Genomic DNA, 18098 nt, shown 5'->3' with positions numbered 1-18098 from the left:
GCGACAACCAATACGATCGCAAGCGCGGGCGGAACGAACCACGACGGGACGCCAACCAATGCGACAACGTATTTGATTGCAGGATTGAACGGGACGTATGACGCCACGAAGGCAACCGGGTTTAATTTATTTGTGGATGCAGGAGCGAATGTTGGAGATGGACTGCAAGTGCAGGTGCAGTATGATTTTACAGGCGATGGCACGTGGGATCGGACCGAAACCTACAATTATTTTGCAACGAATCCGGTAGTGGATTGGGAGAATTATACGCAAGGGCAAGGACTTAAGTCATCTGCGGGCAGCTTTGCTAATCTGGTGAATGGAAAAGTTCGAATTAACGTATGGAATGCAATTGGCAGCACAGCCACAACGCTGCGCACGAATGCCAGCAGCGCCAACGGCCAGCAATCGGTCGTGACCATTCCTTATAATTAAGCGAATTCAAACAGGGAAGGGGCTGTCCCGTAAGGTAAAATGTCGTGAGACACAGGTGATATTCAGGGGAAATGAATTATAAAATAAAGCACAGAAGTTAAGCGGCTTGCATCTGCTTAACCCCTGTGCTTTTTGCGTCTACTGCTGCTTTCTTTAGCAGGTTATGGGCAAGCGAAAGCCACCTGACCTTAGACTTACCTTGGGTAAGCCTCGAAGCAGGAATCTTTTGATTCCATGGTTGTTCCTGATGTCACCGAATACAGGCTCCGGTTCAATCACCCGCCTGACTGCTGGCGCGCAGCCTGTTTCACTGAGCTGAGCCAGCCAAAAATGCCGTCTCAGTGGTGGGAAAGCTGCAAATTTCCGCTGAGCCTGCCAAAAAGGCAGGCTCAGGCTCGAGGAATGCCCAAAACCGATCAAAACCGAGCTGAGCCAGCTCAAAAGAGACTGTCGATTGCACTTCGGTAATGACGGTATTAAATTCTGTATTCAATTCCGTATCCACTTTCCGTTTTCTCCGTGATTACTCTTCTGAAATGGATGGCTTGCCCCGCTGCGCATGTCCATGTATCTTGTTCGGTGTTATAGCTCCAGTTGTCAATTTTGCTAATATCCTTTTGCTAGGCTATATTTTTTTCGCGGTGGTACGTGAGCTTTAGCACCAGTTGCTTACTCTAAACCTGCAATTATGCATCTTTTTTGCTCATGGAATAGCCTCAACTGTTAAATTCCTGCGTATGTGCAGGTTTTTGAGGCTTTTTCTGGATGAGCGGCTGAAAAAGATAAAAATGCCTGCACAATTGCAGGCATTTCCACTTTTTAACCGAATTCGCCCGGAAATTCCTGTATTTTTGCAGGCTTTTACGCTTGGCGGAGCGGATCCGATCCGATCCGATCTGGAAGCCCCTCGACGCTTACATACTAGGCTTGCGTGACAGCATCTTTATACTAAACACTATTGTCTAAGCCGAGTAATTGTCTCTATAACGCGGTGGGGTGCATCGGGCGCAATACAGACTGCAAGGCTATCGGCTGTCTCTTTGGCAGCGGCTGCTGCACGTTCATACATGGCTTGTTCGTAGCTGCTGATTGCGCGAATTAGATCGTTGCTCTGTCTGATGGCGTGAACCAATTCGACTGCATCGAGCATGGCAAGATTGGCTCCTTTACCGGCGAATGGGGTCATGAGATGGGCGGCATCGCCCAGCAGTGTTACCCCAGAACGCGTTGACCATGAATGGTCAATGGGCAGCGTGTAGAGCGGGCGGGTGAGGAAGGTGTTGTCATCGCAATGCCGGATTAAATCGGTTAGTTCATGGTTCCATCCAGCGAATAGCTTGAGAAGGCCAGAGCGAGCCAGATTGGGCTGATCAAACGGAATTCCGCACACATGAAGCCAATCCTCAGGAACACGGAAGGTTGGGTAAATCAGAATATTGCCTTCGCCATTGCGTTGAGCCAGAAGGCCTTTGTTCTCTGACAAAGCGAACATACTCCCGCGACCAATCAATCGAGAGATCGAAGGGTGTTTGTGGTCGACATCTTTGATACAGATCTCGAGCATCGTTACCCCGGCATAGGTGGGGATAGCGTCAGAGACGAGAGGGCGGACCCGTGACCAAGCACCATCGGCACCAACTACGAGGTCGGCAATGTCCGTGTGACCGTTCTCGAAGTAGAGTTTGTGCTGCCCGCCACCCAGGGAAATGATCGTTTGCAAACGATGGCCCCAACGAATAGTACCGGGCTGCAGGGAGTTCAGAAGCAAGTCACGCAAGGCGCCTCGGTCTATCTCCGGATGGGCCGTGTCATCGGGGCTAGTAACTTCATCCATATAGACAGCGCCGTTTTTGTCGAGAAGTCGAAAGTCTTCAGCTTCACAGCGGGCAACGTCGAGGAATTGAGAAAAAAGGCCGGCTTGTTGGAGCGCATGCTGTCCGGATTCGACGTGGAGATCCAGTGTCCCGCCTTGTGGGCGAGATGAAGCAGAAGGTTCGCGTTCGTAGATGACTGGATGAATTCCATGCAGCTGAAGCATGCGAGCGAGAGTGAGTCCTCCAAGGCCGCCGCCTATGATGGCGATGCGAAGTGTACTGTTTTCGGGCATAAATCTATCGTCCTCCTTATAAAGGTTTAATGTGCTCTGCGGGTATTTCACGAGCTCTTAATGGAAGGCCAGTTCAATCAGCCTTGTTTCGGCGAAGCAATAACGATATAAAGGCTGATAATCCACTAATGACGCCTGCTGCCAGGAAAGCGCTATGGTATCCGGCAAGCTGCGAATCTGCGAGAGCCATACCAGACTCTATTTGTGAAGTGGTCACACTATGAGAGAGTGTAATGAGAGCGGCAATTCCAATCGCTCCGCCAAGTTGACGAGCTGTATTTTGCAAACCGGAGGCAAGACCGGTATCCTGTGCTGGAATGCCGGCAAGCACAGCTTGAATCGCGGTCGTGAGCATAAGTCCAAGTCCTCCGCCAACGAGCATGCTTGGAAGCAGAAACTGGGAGACGTAATCCGGATGGAACGGCAGCCAATTGAACCAGACAAATCCTCCTGCGGCCAGAAGACCGCCGACCAAAGGAAGGTTGTTGAAGCCTGCGTTCCGAAGACGCCGGGAAACGCTGGCCGCAACAGCTAGCATAATCGCCATGGGTAATAGCGCCAGTCCTGTGTGCAGCGGATTGTACCCGCTAATCTCCTGCAAGGTAAGCGATAAAAATAACATGCTTGCTGTTAAGGTAGCGCCGAGTCCAAGCACCATGACAATGCCAATTCGTACATTCCTGTGGCGGAAGATGCTTAGACGGATTAAGGGCGCAGCGGTATTGGCTTCAATGATAATGAAAAGAGGCAACAGCACTAGCGCAACGGCTAGCGAGCATAGAACAACAGGCGATCCCCAGCCCAATTCAAGCGTTTGTGTTATTCCAAAGATAAAAGCGGTGAGAGCAACCGTAATTGCAGCGGCTCCGGGGATATCGAGTTTGGTACGTTTGTTTTCTTGCGAATGTGGAAGCAGGCAGATGGCAACCAGGCAGCTTAGCGCGATTCCGATCGGTACGTTCACAAACATAACCCAGCGCCAGTTGATTAGGCTGGTCAGGATGCCGCCGATAATGACTCCAAAGGCAGAGGCAATGGAGGAAGAGGCGGCCCATAGCGAAATGGTACGATCTTGTTTGGCCCCTCGCGGATAGGCATCAACGATTACCGCAAGCGTGGATGTGGCGAGCGCGGAACCGCCCAAACCTTGCACGGCACGTGCTGCCAGTAGGATGGAGCCTGTGGTTGCGAGACCGCCGACGAGGCTGGCGAAAGTAAATAAGATGAGTCCAGACTGCAGGATCGTTTTGCGGCCATAGATGTCGCCGGCACGTGCAGCAAGGAGCATGAAGCCGCCTAATGTCAGCAAATAGGCATCAACTACCCATTGTTGTTCGGTAACGGATAGGCCCAAATCCGTTTTCATTGCCGGTAAAGCAACATTGACAATGGCGCCGTCCATAACGACCATGAAAGCGCACAAGCAAGCGACTACTGCTGCAACCCAGGCAGGAATGCCTTGTCGCAGTAATGTGGATACAGTTGGAACGGACGAGCTGGAAGATACAGATGTCATTGAGATGCCTCCAAAATGTAGAATGTTGGTTTAAGGCAAATGGACATTGCCTGTTCCTTATTTTAGAATAGGTTTAAATATGAACGGTAACGCTAATTGGACAAAAAATAACGAGAAATGGCCAAAAGGGGAAGTTGGGTATGACGGTAGAAAGGGTTGACAAAAGCGACTGGTTGGAAGGCCCTTCGCTGATTGCCTTTTGGGGCAATGATGACTCAGACAATCCGTTCCGGCTGGGGACGCGCGAGTACGATTGGCACAGCCACCGGCGGGGGCAGATTTTTTGCGTGGAAAGCGGGCTTATTCATGTGCGAACGGCAACAGGCTCCTGGCTGATGCCTCCTCGCCGTGCGGGGTGGCTCCCGCCGAATGTGGCGCACAAGGTCTCAATCAGCGGAGCCATGAGTGGATGGAGCGTGCTTCTTACGCCTGAGATCAGCAGTGAGTTATCCAAGCAGCCATGCGTCATCAATGTTAGTGACCTCATGCGAGCTCTTGTGCAGCGCACTGTATCGTGGGGAGACCAGGACATTCTTGAACCAGAACAAGAACGACTAGTGGCTGTGCTGCTGGATGAGATAAGAAGAGCGCCGCTTGAGCCGCTGCATCTGCCAATGCCTGCTGATCCTCGTCTTTTACGCATTGCAGACATGATATTGAAGCAGCCCGAAGATAATCGTACGCTTAACGAGTGGGCAACATGGGCGGCATTATCTCCGCGAACATTGCATCGATTGATTTTGGCAGAAACAGGCTTGACTTTCAATCAGTGGCGTCAGCAGGCTCGACTCACACATGCGCTTGAAATGTTAGCGCAAGGCGAATCCGTCGGTATGGTTGCAGATGCACTCGGTTATGGAACGCCCAGCAGCTTTATTGCCATGTTTCGTCGTGCTTTTGGGGATTCTCCCTTGCATTACCTTGCTGTCAGACGAGAGCAGAAACGTGGCCTTCACCTTTGAGAGAATTTTGAGAGACGGCTGTGATACGATGCCATGGAATTGTTCTATTTTAAAGGTGCGAGTGAAATGTGTTGTGTTCAACCTGGCAAGTAGAGGAGGATTCATGAATGTGAGAACGAAGATCATGATTATTGATGATGCCGCTTTTATGAGAGCTATGTTAAAAGATATACTTGTAACTCTGGATTATGAAGTAGTGGCAGAAGGCTGCAACGGTTTGGAAGCTATCAATTTGTATAAAAGGTTTAAACCGGATTTAGTAACCATGGACATCACCATGCCGGAAATGGATGGGATAGCCGCACTTAAGGAAATTAAGCGAATGGACCCTCAAGCGCTCGTCATTATGTGTTCTGCGATGGGACAACAGAAATTGGTTGTTGATGCGTTTCACGCTGGGGCTAAGGATTTCCTCGTCAAGCCATTTAATAAGGATAGAATTGCGGAAGCGATTGGAAAAGTATTAATTTCTAATGTGTCTAAGTAGAAAAGGTTACAAGCAAGCCACCGTCCAAGAGAATTCAGGCGGTGGCTTTATTTGCGAGGCTTCACAGCAGCTTGCGGTATTGGGCAGGAGCGAGGTCGCTGCTTGGCTTCCAGCTGGATACGTCCAAAATAACGACGGAGCTGGCGAACTTGAAAAACGCCAAGGAAGCGGTCTATAATGTCCTGTTCTCAGGCACGATTGACCGAAGGATAATCTGCCTAAAGTGACGAAAAAGCTGAAGGATAATGGGCTTGATAAAGTGGTGGCCGAGGTCCAGCAGCAAATTAACGACTGGCGTGCCAAGAAGTGATGAGTTGAAGCTGAATAAACAAGCCGCGGGGTGTTTGCGGCTTGTTCGTTTTGTTTTCTGGGTAAGCGAATCGTTTCTTGGCGGCTGCGGGTGCGGGTGAGAATGAGAATGAGGTGAAAGGGAACTATGTTCCCTTATTCTGCATCAAAACAGCCTTTTAGGTAGTCAGACGGAACTACGGTACGCTAATTGCCTATTTTGCTGGAAATTCACACTAAAGAGGCGAAATAAGGGATCGTACTTCCCTTTCAGCTGCAAATCTCGGATTTTGAGTCAATTAGCGGATTACAGTTCCTTTTCATAAAGAAATGTCGATGTCGAGACTCTTTTATAAGGGGTGAGAAGAGAAGGCGGGAGCGAGTTAAGTCCGACCTTCTTTCAGAGATTAGTAAGCTGTCCAACCGGCATCTGCCGTAACGACAGTTCCGTTGACGAAGCTGGCATCATCCGAAGCCAAGAACAGAGCGACTTTCGCGATTTCTTCGGGATCGCCAGCACGAGGATTCAATTGCATGCCTGCCATAGCTCTTTCCATTCCGAATGGGTTAGGGGCATTAATCGACGTACTAATGTTGGTGTTCACGCCGCCTGGAGCAATGGCGTTGCAGCGAACGCCCAGCTGTGCATATTGGAAGCCGACATTTTTGGTTAATCCAACAACGGCGTGCTTGGAAGCTGTATAGGCAGCACCTGCACGGGAACCTTGCAATCCGCCGGCAGAAGCAATGTTAACGATGACACCGCTTTTGCGTTCTGTAAAGATAGGGAGCACTTTGCGGATTGTCCGCATCGGTCCGGTGGTATTGATAGCAAAAACGCGCTCCCAAAGCTCATCAGTCAAATCTCCGGCAGGAACAAAGTTATCCATGATGCCTGCGTTATTGATGAGAATGTCTACGGTGCCGAATTCTTTCACTGTGGTATCGATTAAGTGTTGAACATCTTCTTCTTTGGCTACATTGGCAGCAATGGCGATGGCTGTACCACCTTTGGCTTCAATCCCCGAAACAACCGTTTGTGCGGTTTCTACACGCAAATCAGATACAACTACTTTTGCGCCTTCTTCTGCGAACAACTCTGCAATCGCTTTGCCCATGCCGGATGCAGCGCCTGTAACGACAGCTACTTTGCCAGAAAGTTTCATGTTGAATGCCTCCATTTTGTTTCATTATTTGTTTTCAGCCCAGTTTTCATACAAGGCTGCTCAAAGGATTGACTCAACACATGTTCAATAGAAAACATCTGTTGGTTCAAGTATAATGAATTACGGAGAGCAAATTCAATCAGTAAAAAGCGTGCGTTTGTTATCTACCGAACACTTTGCGCGATTTTGTTCAATAACTCAAAAAGGGAATGATGGGAATGTCAGAAAAAGAGAAAAAAACAGACCGTCGAATCATTCGCAGTAAAATAGCTTTGCGCGAGGCTTTGTTGTCCTTGATGGCACAAAAGCCTTTTGCATCCATTTCTATAACGGAAATCGTCGAGTGCGCCAATTACAATCGGGGGACCTTTTATGCCAATTATGAGAGCAAAGAAGCTTTGCTGGATGAAATTACTTCTGAGTTGATTCATAAGCTGCTTCAATCTTTTCGAGCGCCTTACGAGCATGTTGAAGTGTTTCGCATTGATGAGCTGCCCGCGAATTCGGTGATGATCTTTGAACACATTTTCGAACACGCGGCGTTGTATACCGTTCTATTACAAAGCGATGTGCTGCCCAACCTGAAGGAGAAAATGTTTATTGCCTTGAAACAAATTTCCCAAGAGGAGTTGCTCTATTCCGATAACGGTATTGATCAGGAGCTTCTGTCCATCTATTCCATCCATGCGTTAGTTGGTCTTGTGTTCCACTGGATTGAAAGCGGGTTTAAGCATTCGTCCAGCTATATGCAGGATCAGCTTGTGAAAATCATTAACTGGCGCCCGACGGTAGCTAGAACCGTAGTCGTTCGAGGCACAGATGCTTGATTTTCTTCACATAGCGCCGCTTTATCGCTTTTTCAGATAGAAGCGCTTCTGCCTTGAAACTGGTAATTTCGTTTCCGTCTGGCATAAAGGATGTAATAACCTAGTGTCACGAGCAGGCAGATGAAGATGTCGACGCTGATCAGCGCCTGATAATTGTGGAAATAGTCGAAGGAAATGCCGCCAATCAAGGCGCCTAGAATACCGCCTCCTTGATGAAAAAGAAGCAGGAAGCCGGTTTGTTTGCCTTTTCCTTGGGCAAATTCGTTGACGATCATCAGACCTCCGGGAATCGCGCTTAAATACGTCATTCCGAAGGCGATGGCAAATAGGACAGGGGACCAGCCCACATGCATAAATAGGAGAGAAAATCCAATAATACGTATACCATATAAGAGAGTCATCATCACTAGCTTATTGAATCGGTCCAAAAAGTAGCCAAATATGAGCGACCCGAGAATCTCCAAAACACCAAGAATGCTCATGGATAAGGCAATTATACGAGGCGATACATTTGCCAATTGATGGATAGCGACCAAATTCATTTCTACCGTCCCCATATTGAAACCGCAGGTGAACAGTGCGCAGGCAACTACAATGAAGATGGGCAGATGTACGGACATTCCCTTGTAGGAAGGACGGACTTCCGTAGTCTTTTCCGAATCCTCCGATGCTGCGAGCTCATTCTTTTGCGTTTTGTTAAGAAGAGTCCTCTTAGGCGCCGTTCCCCTAATCCCAAACCAAATGACAGGCAATGTCACAATTATACCTAGGACAAATGAGGCCAGAAACGCATCTTTCCAAGTCAGCCAGCTTGATGAAACGAAGATCGGCGTACTGATCGCCAGCCCTACCGAAGAAGCACTAGCCAGCAGCGCTACGGCTTTGGCGCGATGATGCCGGAACCATTCAAACATCAACATATAGGTGGTAGTTGTTCCGATGCCGACGAAGCCAGAGATGACGCCATAGCCGATAAAGAAGACGATGGAATGATGGCCAAGCACGACAGTTCCCGTTCCTAGCGTACTTATAACGGCGCTGGCCAGCATAATTTTCTTCGGACCATAGCGATCCACAAGCCATCCCCCTAGAGGTGCGCATAAGGCTGCAATCAGCAAATTCGTAGACCAGGCCATCGAAATGAATCCCCTGCTGATACCCAAGTCATCTGAGATTTGAACCTGAAAATAAGCCATAATAAATCGCGAAAGCGCGCCAATAAATCCGATTATCCAAAGCGAGCCTAATCCAATCCACGCATGCCTGGGTTCCTTGAACCATGTCGTTTCCATTGAACTCTCCTTTGTGTTATGCCATATACTAAAGATACCGATCGGTATCTTTAGTATATGGCATAAGGAACTCCATTACAATAGGCCATTTCTTTTTGGTATAATGATGATAAAATTTCATGCGATTAACGGGGGACTCATATGAAAAAAGGAGAAAACACACGCAAGCATATCATATCGAAGGCTGCTGAGCTTTTTAATCAGAAAGGCTATGCCGGTTCATCCATGTCTGATATTACAGAGCTGACTGGCATTAAAAAAGGCGGCATCTACCGCCACTTTGCCAGTAAGGACGAAATTGCCCTCGAAGCTTATAACTATGCAGGCAGCATAGTGGGAGGGCATATTCAAGAAGCGATTCGCCAGCAGGAAACAGCTTTTGGCAAGCTGCTGTCCTATTTGCGTGTCTATGTGAATGTAGTTGAAGAGCCGCCTTTTATCGGAGGCTGTCCACTCCTCAACGCAGCTGTCGAATGCGACGATGGTCATCCGATTTTGCGCCAAAGGGCTCAGCAAGGTCTGGAGGGCACGCTTGGCAACATCAAAGCTATCATCATGCAGGGCATTGAAAGCGGTGAATTCAAAGCTGATATTGATGTCGACGCCTTGGCGACTTTCACGCTTTCCATCATGGAAGGCAGCGTAATGATGAGCAAGCTGGAAGGTGACAATCGGCATGTTCGGATGAATATCGAGAACTTTTCTGCTTATTTGCGAGCAGTATGCGTACAAAACTGAGTGGGGATTTGGTGCGCAGCTCCACTTAGATAAAAAGAACCTGAGTTCCATTTGCATAAAAAAGAACCTCAGCTCCACTTCTGGAGGGCATGAGGTTCTTCTTCATAGATTCGGCTTGCTTCTAATGCTTCTGCTAGCTGTATTACGCACTTATTCTATACTTTATGCATAGAAGTCCATGCGAGATATTCTTTTTCTGCAGCTTCTTTGCTATGTCCATAGCGTTCCTGCAGCTTGCCGATCAGCTTCTCGCGCTCACCGTCAATGACGTCAAGATCGTCGTTCGTGAGTTTGCCCCACTGCTTCTGGGTTTCACCCTTCAGCTGTTTCCATTTGCCTTTAAATACATGGTTGTCCATAATACTCACTCCTCTTTCGTAAGAATAAAAATGATGTTTATGTCTATATCTACCCGATAAAACTGTTTTTAAAACAGAAGTTATGATTAAAGGGGGGCTGCTAAAAGTTGGGTGGGTGATTCGAGTGTCATTCAATGCGTCTCGTGATGTAAGGAGAAGTAATTTCATAATTCGAATTATGAGGTTTCGTAATTCGAATCATGTTATTTCGTATTGCAAATCATGATGCTAGTTCACCATGCGCTGCAAGGTTTGTTGTACAGGCGGAACCGCCCGTGCCTGGATAAAGCGCCATCTGGAAGGATAGGTGACTGGAGGGACTGTCCCTAAAGCGTAAAAAGGGCTATATTTTCGCAGGTTTTCAATGGCTTTCAGTAGTCGGCAATCAGACGGCATGAAGCATGAAGCATTGCTTCAGGCAGTTCGACTCTGAGACTTGAGACTCTGAGAAGAATTCCTGCGATTCTGCATCTTTTTGCTCTAGTTTTAGCCCGAAATTAGTGAATTCCTGCAATAATGCATCCTTTTAGAGCATTTTCTGGAATAAAGGATGAAAAACTGAAAAATTCCTGCACATTTGCAGGCTTTTCCATTTTTCGCGTCATTTCGTTGAAAAAGCCAGCATTTTCGCAGGTTTTTTGCCTCCGCACTCCGCACTCCGCACTTCCGCACTCCGCACTCCGCACTCCGCACTCCGCATTTCCGCACTCCGCACTCCGCATTTCCGCACTCCGCGCCCCCAGCCTCTGTTAGGGGTATAGACGCGGCTGGAATGCCACGTGCCCGGGCACTCCCCCTATTGCCAAAATACCGATTGACTTTTCCAAAGGCGTTGCTTAGAATTTGTAGAACAACATGAATTCACAATAATCAACATTATACAAAGATAATACACATTTTAGGGGGAGTGAAGCTGACATGCCGCTTGTTTCTAATCCTGCAATTTGGCATATTGATTATTGGGAGTTAACGTTTCGTTTGGTTCTTGCCCTGGTTTTGGGAGGGTTAGTTGGATTTGAGCGGGAGATGGGGGGACATTCGGCAGGGTTTCGTACTCATATTCTTGTATGTATCGGTTCGACCATGATTGTCCTCTTGTCGATGTACGGCTTCGCCGAATTTGCGAACGAACCCAATGTGAGATTGGACCCTGCTCGTCTTGCAGCCCAAGTCATCAGTGGAATCGGTTTTCTCGGTGCGGGGACGATTATGAGGAACGGCTTTTCTGTATCGGGCTTGACGACGGCGGCTTCGCTTTGGGTTGTTGCGGCTATTGGTTTGTCTGTAGGGGCTGGTTTTTATTTCAGCGCTTCGGTTGCGACGGCGCTTGTCGTGATTTGCTTGTTTTTTCTAAATAAGCTAGAGTCGGTTTTCTCGAAATCCAAAACAAGCCGTGAAATTTTATTGAATATTGAGCATAAAACAGCCCGACTTCATGATATCATTGATCAAATGAATGGTTATGGCATTCGAATTCACAAGATCGTCGTTGAAAATGAAAACAATCCTACTGGCGAAGAATATGTTCAGCTGGTTAAGATCCGCATGCAGATTAAAATAAAGCAGCCCAAACGTTTCGAGGAAGCGTTGATGTTTCTAACCTCACTCGAGGGTGTACAAGGCTTGGAAACGGTCTCATTTGCCTCATAGCCTCCCCAATTCTGTGCTGCTTTTGCAGATTCTATAATTATCCTTGCAAATCCGTTATAATAAATTTGGTTTGTTTTTTAATTTAATTGATGGTGGTGTTTGCGGTGTCGCTTTTGGCTCAGGAAAGAAAAGAATTGATCCTGCAGGTTTTATTTCGCGAAGGTAAAGTAAAAGTTCTTCCGATGGCTGAACAGCTGGGTGTTTCCTCGGAAACGATTCGCCGCGATCTGGATATTTTGGAATCGGAAGGCAAGCTGAGTCGGGTATACGGCGGGGCCGTACGTTCCGGCTATGAGCATGGAGAGCCTCCTTATCAGCAAAGAACACAATTATATACCGACGCCAAAAAGAAAATCGGTGTACGGGCTGCCGAGTTGATCGAGAATGGCGATACGATTGCACTGGACGTCGGGACAACGGTTTTAGAAGTAGCAAAAGCGTTAACTGGCAAGCGAAATTTGACGATTCTTACTCATTCCTTATCCATCGCTTCTTATTTATCGGAAGCACTTAACAGTCATCTTTTCACGGGAAAAGTATTTATGCTGGGCGGGCAGTTGAATCCTGAACAGCAATCGGTTACAGGCCCTTTGTGCGAGCAAATGATGGGGAATTTCTTCCTGAACAAAGCTTTTCTGTCGGTAGGGGGGCTGTCGCTCTCCGGCGGTATTACCGATTACGACCTGAATGAAGCCTATATCTCCAAACAGTTCGCCAAATCGGCGCAGGAAGTTATTGTGCTTGCTGATCAATCCAAAATTGGCGTTCAAGCATTTTCCTTAATCGCTCCCTTGGAAGACGTGGATATCATCGTATCTGACCAACCTTATCCCAAAGATTGGAAGGATGTTATGGAGCAGAAAGGTGTGCACTGGATTGTCAGCGAAGCATGAAAAAAAGGTTCGGCCGATAACTCATCTGGCTGAACCTTTTTTTTGTTGTACGGCTTTATAAGGGATGAACTATAAGGTCTGGATAATAGATGGGAGCTCGGAAAGACATCTGATTTCAAAAGTTGGCTTGCGATCTTCCAGCGCTTCCACGTGATGATGATTGATCCAAACCGTTGACATGCCAACCTGTTGGGCTCCGAGGATATCCGTATTCAGATTATCGCCGATCATGATCGCTTCTTGCGGGGGGAGGCCAAGCAGATTCAAGGCATGTTTGAATATAGATGGGTCAGGCTTTCCGACGCCGAACGTACCCGAGATGATAATGTGATCAAAATAGTCGGACAAGCCTGGGATGCTGTCTATTTTTTCTTGCTGCAAGTCAGGCGAGCCATTCGTCATCAAAACAAGCGAGTACCGGCTTCGCAATACATCTAATACTTCTATGGTATCGGCGTATAGGAGTGGCCGCTTCCTTCTTTCTGCAGCAAACATTTGTGCTAAACGCACATCGAGGCCAGGGCGTTCAATTCCTGCTTGCTGCAAGCTTAGGAACCATGTCTCTCTTTGGTACCCTGAGGCCATCTCGCTTAATTTCTGCAAGGGAGCCGTATGCTGCGCGGTAAAGGTGCCCCAAAGCGCTTCAAGATCAGTGACCTCAATCATGTCCGCCCAGGCAAAAATATCAGATTGCTCAAATAATTGCTTCGCCGTTTGGCGAACGATGTGTTCAAAGTGTTCAGCGTTCACGCCTGTTTCTTGTTCAACTACCCCACAGGTTGCTTGAAACGCCTCGTCAATGCTTCGTTCATCCCAAAGCAAGGTATTATCGAGATCAAAAATAATCGATTTCAAGCTATTCATGTTATCATTCCTTTCTTGCCGATATTTTCAATTTACAACACAAAATCATAATAATCAACATTAAAATGAAGGGAATAAAAGAATAATAAACAATTTGATATATCTTCTGCTTCCTTAGAAAGGAGTTTGAACTTTAATGGGAATAAGGGCTGAGAGCAAGCCTGGACTTCGTTTTTGCATTTTAGAGGTTGACAATTCATCGAAATTTAAAATATGATTAAACCACATTATAATAAACAAACGGTCAACAAACAACAAATACAAAGGGGATGCAACATGCCTGCTCAACTAACTTTTCGCGAGGATCGTACCTTTACAATTGCTCAATTTACAGACATCCATTGGAAAGACGGTGGAAGTGAAGACCAGCTGTCAAGGGAGCTGATGGAACAAGTGCTGGATGCAGAACGTCCGGATCTTGTTGTGTTTACGGGCGATGTGATTTATACAGGATATGTCAAGCCAGGAGATTCTGCCTGCGAAGAGCCTGCTGTGGCGTTTCGCGAGGCTGTTCAGGCTGTAGAATCACGCGGCATCAAATGGGCTGTTGTTTTTGGCAATCATGATACAGAAAGCGGCATAACCAGAGAACAACTCATGGAAGTTGTGTGTGAGCATAACCATACTGTTGCACAAGCGGGACCGGAAGAGCTTCATGGTGTAGGCAATTATTCCATTCAAGTGAAGAATAGTCAGGGTGAGACTGGGGCTGTGATGTATTTCTTTGATTCAGGCAATTTATCCCCTTATCCCCATATTGGCGGGTATGACTGGATTCAGCGCGATCAAATCCATTGGTATACAGAAGAATCCCTGAAAATTATGCCGCAGGACCGTTCAGCTTCTGTGCCTGCGTTGGCGTTTTTTCATATTCCGCTTCCGGAATACAAGGAAGTATGGGAAAGCCAAACGTGCTACGGCAATAAGTTCGAGCCTGTATGCTGCGCCAAGGTGAATGCGGGCATGTTCGCAGCTATGCTGGAAATGGGCGATGTCGTGGGGACGTTTGCCGGACATGATCATGTGAATGATTACTGGGGAAATCTTCACGGCATACGCCTGTGTTATGGCAGAGCGACGGGGTATAACACCTATGGGCAAGAAGGTTTTGCCAGAGGTGCGAGACTGATTCGTTTGACAGAAGGACAACGCGAGTTTGAAACTTGGCTGCGCTTGGCGGATGGCAGCGTCATTGAACAGGAGCCTGAGCATGTGCCAGGCAGTTAGTAAGCAAAGTACAGCATCTAAATCAAATTTAAGCAATTATGATCAAAATACGGGAGTATTGCTCCGATAAATGCTGAAAGTTTGGCTGAAAGAGATGATTTAAACACAGCGGTTGCTCTTTGACTTTGCGGGTAAATGAGAATAGTGATGACTGAGAAAGCAGCGAGTGTATGAGAATGATGATGACTGAGAAAGCGGCGAGTGTATGAGAATAGTAGTTGTGATCTGAGAAAGCCTGCAAAAGTGCATGTTTTTACGCCTCGATTGCTCGAAAACCTCGATATTCCTGCGATTGTGCAGGCTTTTGAGACTGTTTTTGAATTTCGGGGTGAATTAGCTGGGAAAGCCTGCACTTTTGCAGGCTTTTCCTCTTTCTAGGTGATTTCATTGAAAAAGCCTGCACTTTCGCAGGCTTTCAAAGCCGATGAGCGGCAGCGCGCCTGTTATATGGGCAAACGATAGGAAACCTATCTCCTGGCAGTTTAAACAAACTTCGAAAATCTCAAAAAAACCTCCAAACAGGAACAGGTCCTGAAAACCTATAAACAAGCGGAAACACCAAACCCCCTCCAAAGTCTCCAAAAGCCCGCCAACATGCCATCAAGACACTATCAAGATTCTACTAAAACCCCGCTAACCCCAAACCAACAGTCCGCCAACAGCCAACTATCCGTCAAACCTCAATCAACACTCCACCAACAGCCAACGAATATCAGCAACCCCAACCAACAGCCAACTATCCGTCAAACCCCAACCAACAGTCCGCTAACAGCCAACGAATATCAGCAACCTCAGCCAACAGTCAACGAATATCCGCAATCCCAACCAACAGTCTGCCAACAGCCAACTATTCGCCAAACCCCAACCAACAGTCCGCCAACAGCCAACTATTCGCCAACCCCAACCAACAGTCCGCCAACCCCAACCAACAGTCCGCCAACAGCCAACTATTCGCTAAACCCCAGCCAACAGTCCGCCAACAGCCAACTATTCGCCAAACCCCAACCAACAGTCCGCCAACAGCCAACTATTCGTCAAACCCCAACCAACAGTCCGCCAACAGCCAACTATTCGCCAAACCCCAACCAATAGTCCGCCAACAGACTTCGAAAACAAGACTCGCGTCACAACGTCTCGTATTTCTTTTTGTACTGAGTGAGTGCAATAAGCGGCCAAATGTGGCGGTAGCTGTGATAATGCGTATAGAAGCTGCCGGGCAATCCGGCTCCGGTTGGATAGCGAGTGGTCCAGTCATCCTTGTGCAGCTGATGAAGCAATTGTCCAAGGCCACGTTCCATGGCTGGCAGGGGTTTGGGATGTACAGCCGTGAGGGCATCCAGCGCCCAAGCGGTTTGGGAAGGCGTGCTGGCACCGAGCGGAACGTAGCGCTCCAGAGAATCGCTGCTGCAGGATTCGCCCCAGCCACCGTCATCATTCTGGATGCTGAGCAGCCAGTCGACGGCTTTCCTTACCGCTGGCTGTTCGGGGTCAGCTTTGACAGCCATTAAGCCGGTTAATGCTGACCATGTGCCATAAATGTAGCAAATTCCCCAGCGGCCGAACCAAGAACCATCTGCCTCCTGGTTCTCGAGCAGCCATTCTGTTCCCCTGCGAATGAAGCGATGCCGCATGTCAAGACCGGCCGTCGCGCCAAGGAATTCCAACGTTCTTCCCGTCAAATCGGCGGTCGACGGATCAATAGCCGCAGCGGAGGCACCGTCAACAGGCAGCTTGGCGAGCAGTTTATTGGTGATGCCTTTCTCAAAAGCCGGCCAGCCCCCGTCTTTGTTCTGCATAGACAATACCCAGTTCAAGCCGCGGTTCCAGGCATCTTGGCAGGCAGGCTCACGGAGCATTGTTCCATGAATGGCCCGCAAAGCAGCAGTCGTGTCATCGACGTCCGGATTGATCGTATTGGACTCGGAGAACCCCCAGCCGCCGGGAACCGTGGACGGTGCGTGGATGCTCCAGTCTCCTTTTTTTGTATGCTGCCTATCACGCAGGTAGTGGATCGATTGGCGAACAACGGCATGTTCGGGCGGAGTTCCAGCCTGCTGCAAGGCATAGGAAAGCAAGGCGGTATCCCAGATGGTCGAAGGCGAATTCTGAAGGTGAGCTTCTGTGATTTTATCTGCATCAGAATACCACATCATCGACAAAAGTCCGCGCAAAGCGGCTGTCATAACGGGATGATGCTTGTCATAGCCTAGCATGGCGAGTGCCATCATCATCAGCAGGGTGCTGCTCGCATAGCTGAACAGTGTTCCGTTAGGTTCAATATGCTCCAGCATGTATTGTTCGGCGTACTTAACAGCCTGCTTATGAAGTTGTCCGGGCAGGCTGGCTAAATGCTTGATCCCGTTGTGAATTTCATCGAAAAGCCGATAGAGTTCAGGTATTGTCTCCTTATTCTCCTTCACAGGATGATGCCTTGAGGGAGAGCCTGTGTAGTCATTATTGTATAAGTTCGATAAATCGGGTGTAGCTTTCGTCCTCAACGGGGATTTGAGACTCACCATGAGCAAGATAGGCACAAAGTGAATGCGAGCATAGTTGGAGAAATCAAAAAAGCTAATCGGCGAGGAGGTTGGCAATAAAAGAAACTCCAGGGGAATCCTGAGCGTAGCAGGCCAAGGGGATTGTCCCGTAGCTGCCAAGAATGCTTGAGTCAGCAAGTTCTTCACTTGGCCAAGCCCGCCCTTGGACCTGATAAACTGCGCCGCTTTCTCCATGGATTCGTCTGTTTTTGAGCTATAACCGGTAAACAGCAGCGCGTAGTAGGCATAAACAGTGGTATCCAGATTGCCATCTTCTTCGTCGGCATAAACCTTCCACGCGCCATTCTTCTCCTGCTTGCCGATAATCCTTGCGTGCAATTGCTGAATCAGTTCTTCATGCGGAAGCTCCAAAGTGCGAAGCACAATAATCAGATAAGCATCGGTTAAAATACCATTTTCAAAGCAAAATCGCCAACTGCCGTCATCCCGCTGCATACCCGAAAGCATCTCGGTCATACGGTGAATTTCCTCATTCACTTGAGTCCAAACAGGCATGAACGTTCCTCCTGCCATTTTCGAACGGATTTATGGATCTTTACATGATATGAGGAGTTCAGGGTGCCGATTCCTGAGACTTCGCGATTGCGTATCCATAACGATCATTGGATGACATCTGGTGGGTCTGGGATCGAGCCGTCGGATGCAATGCACTCGCCGAATTGTTCGAGCACGTGAGGCGCCATGCCAACTCCGTTGTCTCTGACAACGATCTCCAGCTGATCGTCAAGC

Annotated in this window: 18 protein-coding genes and 2 pseudogenes; 11 read left to right on the top strand and 9 right to left on the bottom strand. The window is 48.1% G+C overall.

Features of this window, described 5'->3' with window-relative positions; all coding sequences use genetic code 11:
• Positions 1 to 435 (top strand): annotated as a pseudogene (locus BC351_RS42175) (hypothetical protein); the annotation flags it as partial.
• 307 nt (positions 436 to 742) lie between these two features.
• Here BC351_RS42175 and BC351_RS42710 read toward each other — a convergent pair.
• From BC351_RS42710 to BC351_RS10650, 4 genes and pseudogenes are all read right to left on the bottom strand, one after another.
• Positions 743 to 940 (bottom strand): hypothetical protein, encoded by a 198-nt coding sequence (locus tag BC351_RS42710; RefSeq protein WP_079411621.1) that lies wholly within the window; start codon positions 938 to 940, stop codon positions 743 to 745.
• Between the two features lie 450 nt (positions 941 to 1390).
• Positions 1391 to 1918, bottom strand: coding sequence for an FAD-dependent oxidoreductase (locus BC351_RS43320; RefSeq protein WP_244208956.1), 528 nt, complete (start codon positions 1916 to 1918; stop codon positions 1391 to 1393).
• A 105-nt stretch (positions 1919 to 2023) separates the two neighbouring features.
• Positions 2024 to 2473 (bottom strand): annotated as a pseudogene (locus tag BC351_RS43315) (FAD-dependent oxidoreductase); the annotation flags it as partial.
• 142 nt (positions 2474 to 2615) lie between these two features.
• Complete coding sequence (locus BC351_RS10650; RefSeq protein WP_079411617.1) at positions 2616 to 4058, bottom strand: MFS transporter; 1443 nt, start codon at positions 4056 to 4058, stop codon at positions 2616 to 2618.
• 140 nt (positions 4059 to 4198) lie between these two features.
• Between BC351_RS10650 and BC351_RS10645 the strand changes: the two genes are divergently transcribed.
• From BC351_RS10645 to BC351_RS44295, 4 genes are all read left to right on the top strand, one after another.
• The gene (locus tag BC351_RS10645; protein WP_079411615.1) at positions 4199 to 5020 is read left to right on the top strand and encodes an AraC family transcriptional regulator; all 822 of its coding nucleotides are present in this window, start codon (positions 4199 to 4201) and stop codon (positions 5018 to 5020) included.
• Between the two features lie 103 nt (positions 5021 to 5123).
• Positions 5124 to 5507 carry a response regulator gene (locus BC351_RS10640; RefSeq protein WP_079411612.1) on the top strand — a complete coding sequence of 128 codons (384 nt, stop codon included), beginning with the start codon at positions 5124 to 5126 and terminating at the stop codon, positions 5505 to 5507.
• A 41-nt stretch (positions 5508 to 5548) separates the two neighbouring features.
• On the top strand, positions 5549 to 5734 hold the full coding sequence (locus tag BC351_RS10635) for a DUF3502 domain-containing protein (protein ID WP_079411610.1): 186 nt from the start codon (positions 5549 to 5551) through the stop codon (positions 5732 to 5734).
• A complete protein-coding gene (locus tag BC351_RS44295; protein WP_425270913.1) occupies positions 5731 to 5817 on the top strand; it encodes a DUF3502 domain-containing protein in 87 nt (28 codons plus the stop codon). Before BC351_RS10635 ends, BC351_RS44295 begins: the two co-directional genes overlap by 4 nt.
• A 385-nt stretch (positions 5818 to 6202) precedes the next feature.
• Here BC351_RS44295 and BC351_RS10630 read toward each other — a convergent pair whose 3' ends face one another.
• Entirely contained in the window at positions 6203 to 6961 is a 759-nt protein-coding gene (locus BC351_RS10630; protein ID WP_079411608.1) for an SDR family oxidoreductase, read from the bottom strand.
• Between the two features lie 218 nt (positions 6962 to 7179).
• On the opposite strand from BC351_RS10630, the gene BC351_RS10625 reads away from it, so the two are divergent.
• The gene (locus tag BC351_RS10625; RefSeq protein ID WP_079411606.1) at positions 7180 to 7788 is read left to right on the top strand and encodes a TetR/AcrR family transcriptional regulator; all 609 of its coding nucleotides are present in this window, start codon (positions 7180 to 7182) and stop codon (positions 7786 to 7788) included.
• 32 nt (positions 7789 to 7820) lie between these two features.
• Here BC351_RS10625 and BC351_RS10620 read toward each other — a convergent pair whose 3' ends face one another.
• Positions 7821 to 9080: an MFS transporter gene (locus tag BC351_RS10620; RefSeq protein ID WP_079411603.1), complete on the bottom strand. Its 1260-nt coding sequence runs from the start codon at positions 9078 to 9080 to the stop codon at positions 7821 to 7823.
• Between the two features lie 141 nt (positions 9081 to 9221).
• Here BC351_RS10620 and BC351_RS10615 point away from each other — a divergent pair, with 141 nt between their 5' ends.
• Positions 9222 to 9818 (top strand): TetR/AcrR family transcriptional regulator, encoded by a 597-nt coding sequence (locus BC351_RS10615; RefSeq protein WP_079411601.1) that lies wholly within the window; start codon positions 9222 to 9224, stop codon positions 9816 to 9818.
• A gap of 155 nt (positions 9819 to 9973) precedes the next feature.
• Here the strand turns inward: BC351_RS10615 and BC351_RS10610 are convergent, their stop codons facing one another.
• Positions 9974 to 10177 (bottom strand): CsbD family protein, encoded by a 204-nt coding sequence (locus BC351_RS10610; RefSeq protein ID WP_079411598.1) that lies wholly within the window; start codon positions 10175 to 10177, stop codon positions 9974 to 9976.
• Between the two features lie 918 nt (positions 10178 to 11095).
• On the opposite strand from BC351_RS10610, the gene BC351_RS10600 reads away from it, so the two are divergent.
• Positions 11096 to 11827 carry an MgtC/SapB family protein gene (locus BC351_RS10600; RefSeq protein ID WP_079411593.1) on the top strand — a complete coding sequence of 244 codons (732 nt, stop codon included), beginning with the start codon at positions 11096 to 11098 and terminating at the stop codon, positions 11825 to 11827.
• Positions 11828 to 11931: 104 nt separating this feature from the next.
• The gene (locus BC351_RS10595) at positions 11932 to 12720 is read left to right on the top strand and encodes a DeoR/GlpR family DNA-binding transcription regulator (protein WP_079411591.1); all 789 of its coding nucleotides are present in this window, start codon (positions 11932 to 11934) and stop codon (positions 12718 to 12720) included.
• 69 nt (positions 12721 to 12789) lie between these two features.
• Here the strand turns inward: BC351_RS10595 and BC351_RS10590 are convergent, their stop codons facing one another.
• On the bottom strand, positions 12790 to 13584 hold the full coding sequence (locus tag BC351_RS10590) for an HAD family hydrolase (RefSeq protein WP_079411589.1): 795 nt from the start codon (positions 13582 to 13584) through the stop codon (positions 12790 to 12792).
• A gap of 276 nt (positions 13585 to 13860) precedes the next feature.
• Between BC351_RS10590 and BC351_RS10585 the strand changes: the two genes are divergently transcribed.
• Both BC351_RS10585 and BC351_RS42165 read left to right on the top strand, forming a co-directional pair.
• The gene (locus BC351_RS10585; RefSeq protein WP_079411586.1) at positions 13861 to 14811 is read left to right on the top strand and encodes a metallophosphoesterase family protein; all 951 of its coding nucleotides are present in this window, start codon (positions 13861 to 13863) and stop codon (positions 14809 to 14811) included.
• Between the two features lie 594 nt (positions 14812 to 15405).
• A complete protein-coding gene (locus BC351_RS42165) occupies positions 15406 to 15903 on the top strand; it encodes a hypothetical protein (protein WP_158082049.1) in 498 nt (165 codons plus the stop codon).
• 32 nt (positions 15904 to 15935) lie between these two features.
• Here the strand turns inward: BC351_RS42165 and shc are convergent, their stop codons facing one another.
• Entirely contained in the window at positions 15936 to 17864 is a 1929-nt protein-coding gene (shc, locus tag BC351_RS10580) for a squalene--hopene cyclase (RefSeq protein WP_079411584.1), read from the bottom strand.
• Between the last annotated feature and the right edge of the window lie 234 nt (positions 17865 to 18098).

This window comes from Paenibacillus ferrarius (genome assembly GCF_002027705.1).
GTDB lineage: Bacteria > Bacillota > Bacilli > Paenibacillales > NBRC-103111 > Paenibacillus_E > Paenibacillus_E ferrarius.
This window is presented reverse-complemented; position numbering and strand designations above follow the sequence as displayed.

Coding starts and splice junctions, on each gene's coding strand:
- BC351_RS10640 (WP_079411612.1), top strand. CDS start 5,124: ATGAATGTGAGAACGAAGATCATGATTATTGATGATGCCGCTTTTATG.
- BC351_RS10610 (WP_079411598.1), bottom strand. CDS start 10,177: ATGGACAACCATGTATTTAAAGGCAAATGGAAACAGCTGAAGGGTGAA.
- BC351_RS42165 (WP_158082049.1), top strand. CDS start 15,406: ATGCCATCAAGACACTATCAAGATTCTACTAAAACCCCGCTAACCCCA.
- BC351_RS10645 (WP_079411615.1), top strand. CDS start 4,199: ATGACGGTAGAAAGGGTTGACAAAAGCGACTGGTTGGAAGGCCCTTCG.
- BC351_RS10625 (WP_079411606.1), top strand. CDS start 7,180: ATGTCAGAAAAAGAGAAAAAAACAGACCGTCGAATCATTCGCAGTAAA.
- BC351_RS10630 (WP_079411608.1), bottom strand. CDS start 6,961: ATGAAACTTTCTGGCAAAGTAGCTGTCGTTACAGGCGCTGCATCCGGC.
- BC351_RS10600 (WP_079411593.1), top strand. CDS start 11,096: ATGCCGCTTGTTTCTAATCCTGCAATTTGGCATATTGATTATTGGGAG.
- BC351_RS10650 (WP_079411617.1), bottom strand. CDS start 4,058: ATGACATCTGTATCTTCCAGCTCGTCCGTTCCAACTGTATCCACATTA.
- BC351_RS10615 (WP_079411601.1), top strand. CDS start 9,222: ATGAAAAAAGGAGAAAACACACGCAAGCATATCATATCGAAGGCTGCT.
- BC351_RS10620 (WP_079411603.1), bottom strand. CDS start 9,080: ATGGAAACGACATGGTTCAAGGAACCCAGGCATGCGTGGATTGGATTA.
- BC351_RS10590 (WP_079411589.1), bottom strand. CDS start 13,584: ATGAATAGCTTGAAATCGATTATTTTTGATCTCGATAATACCTTGCTT.
- BC351_RS10585 (WP_079411586.1), top strand. CDS start 13,861: ATGCCTGCTCAACTAACTTTTCGCGAGGATCGTACCTTTACAATTGCT.
- shc (WP_079411584.1), bottom strand. CDS start 17,864: ATGCCTGTTTGGACTCAAGTGAATGAGGAAATTCACCGTATGACCGAG.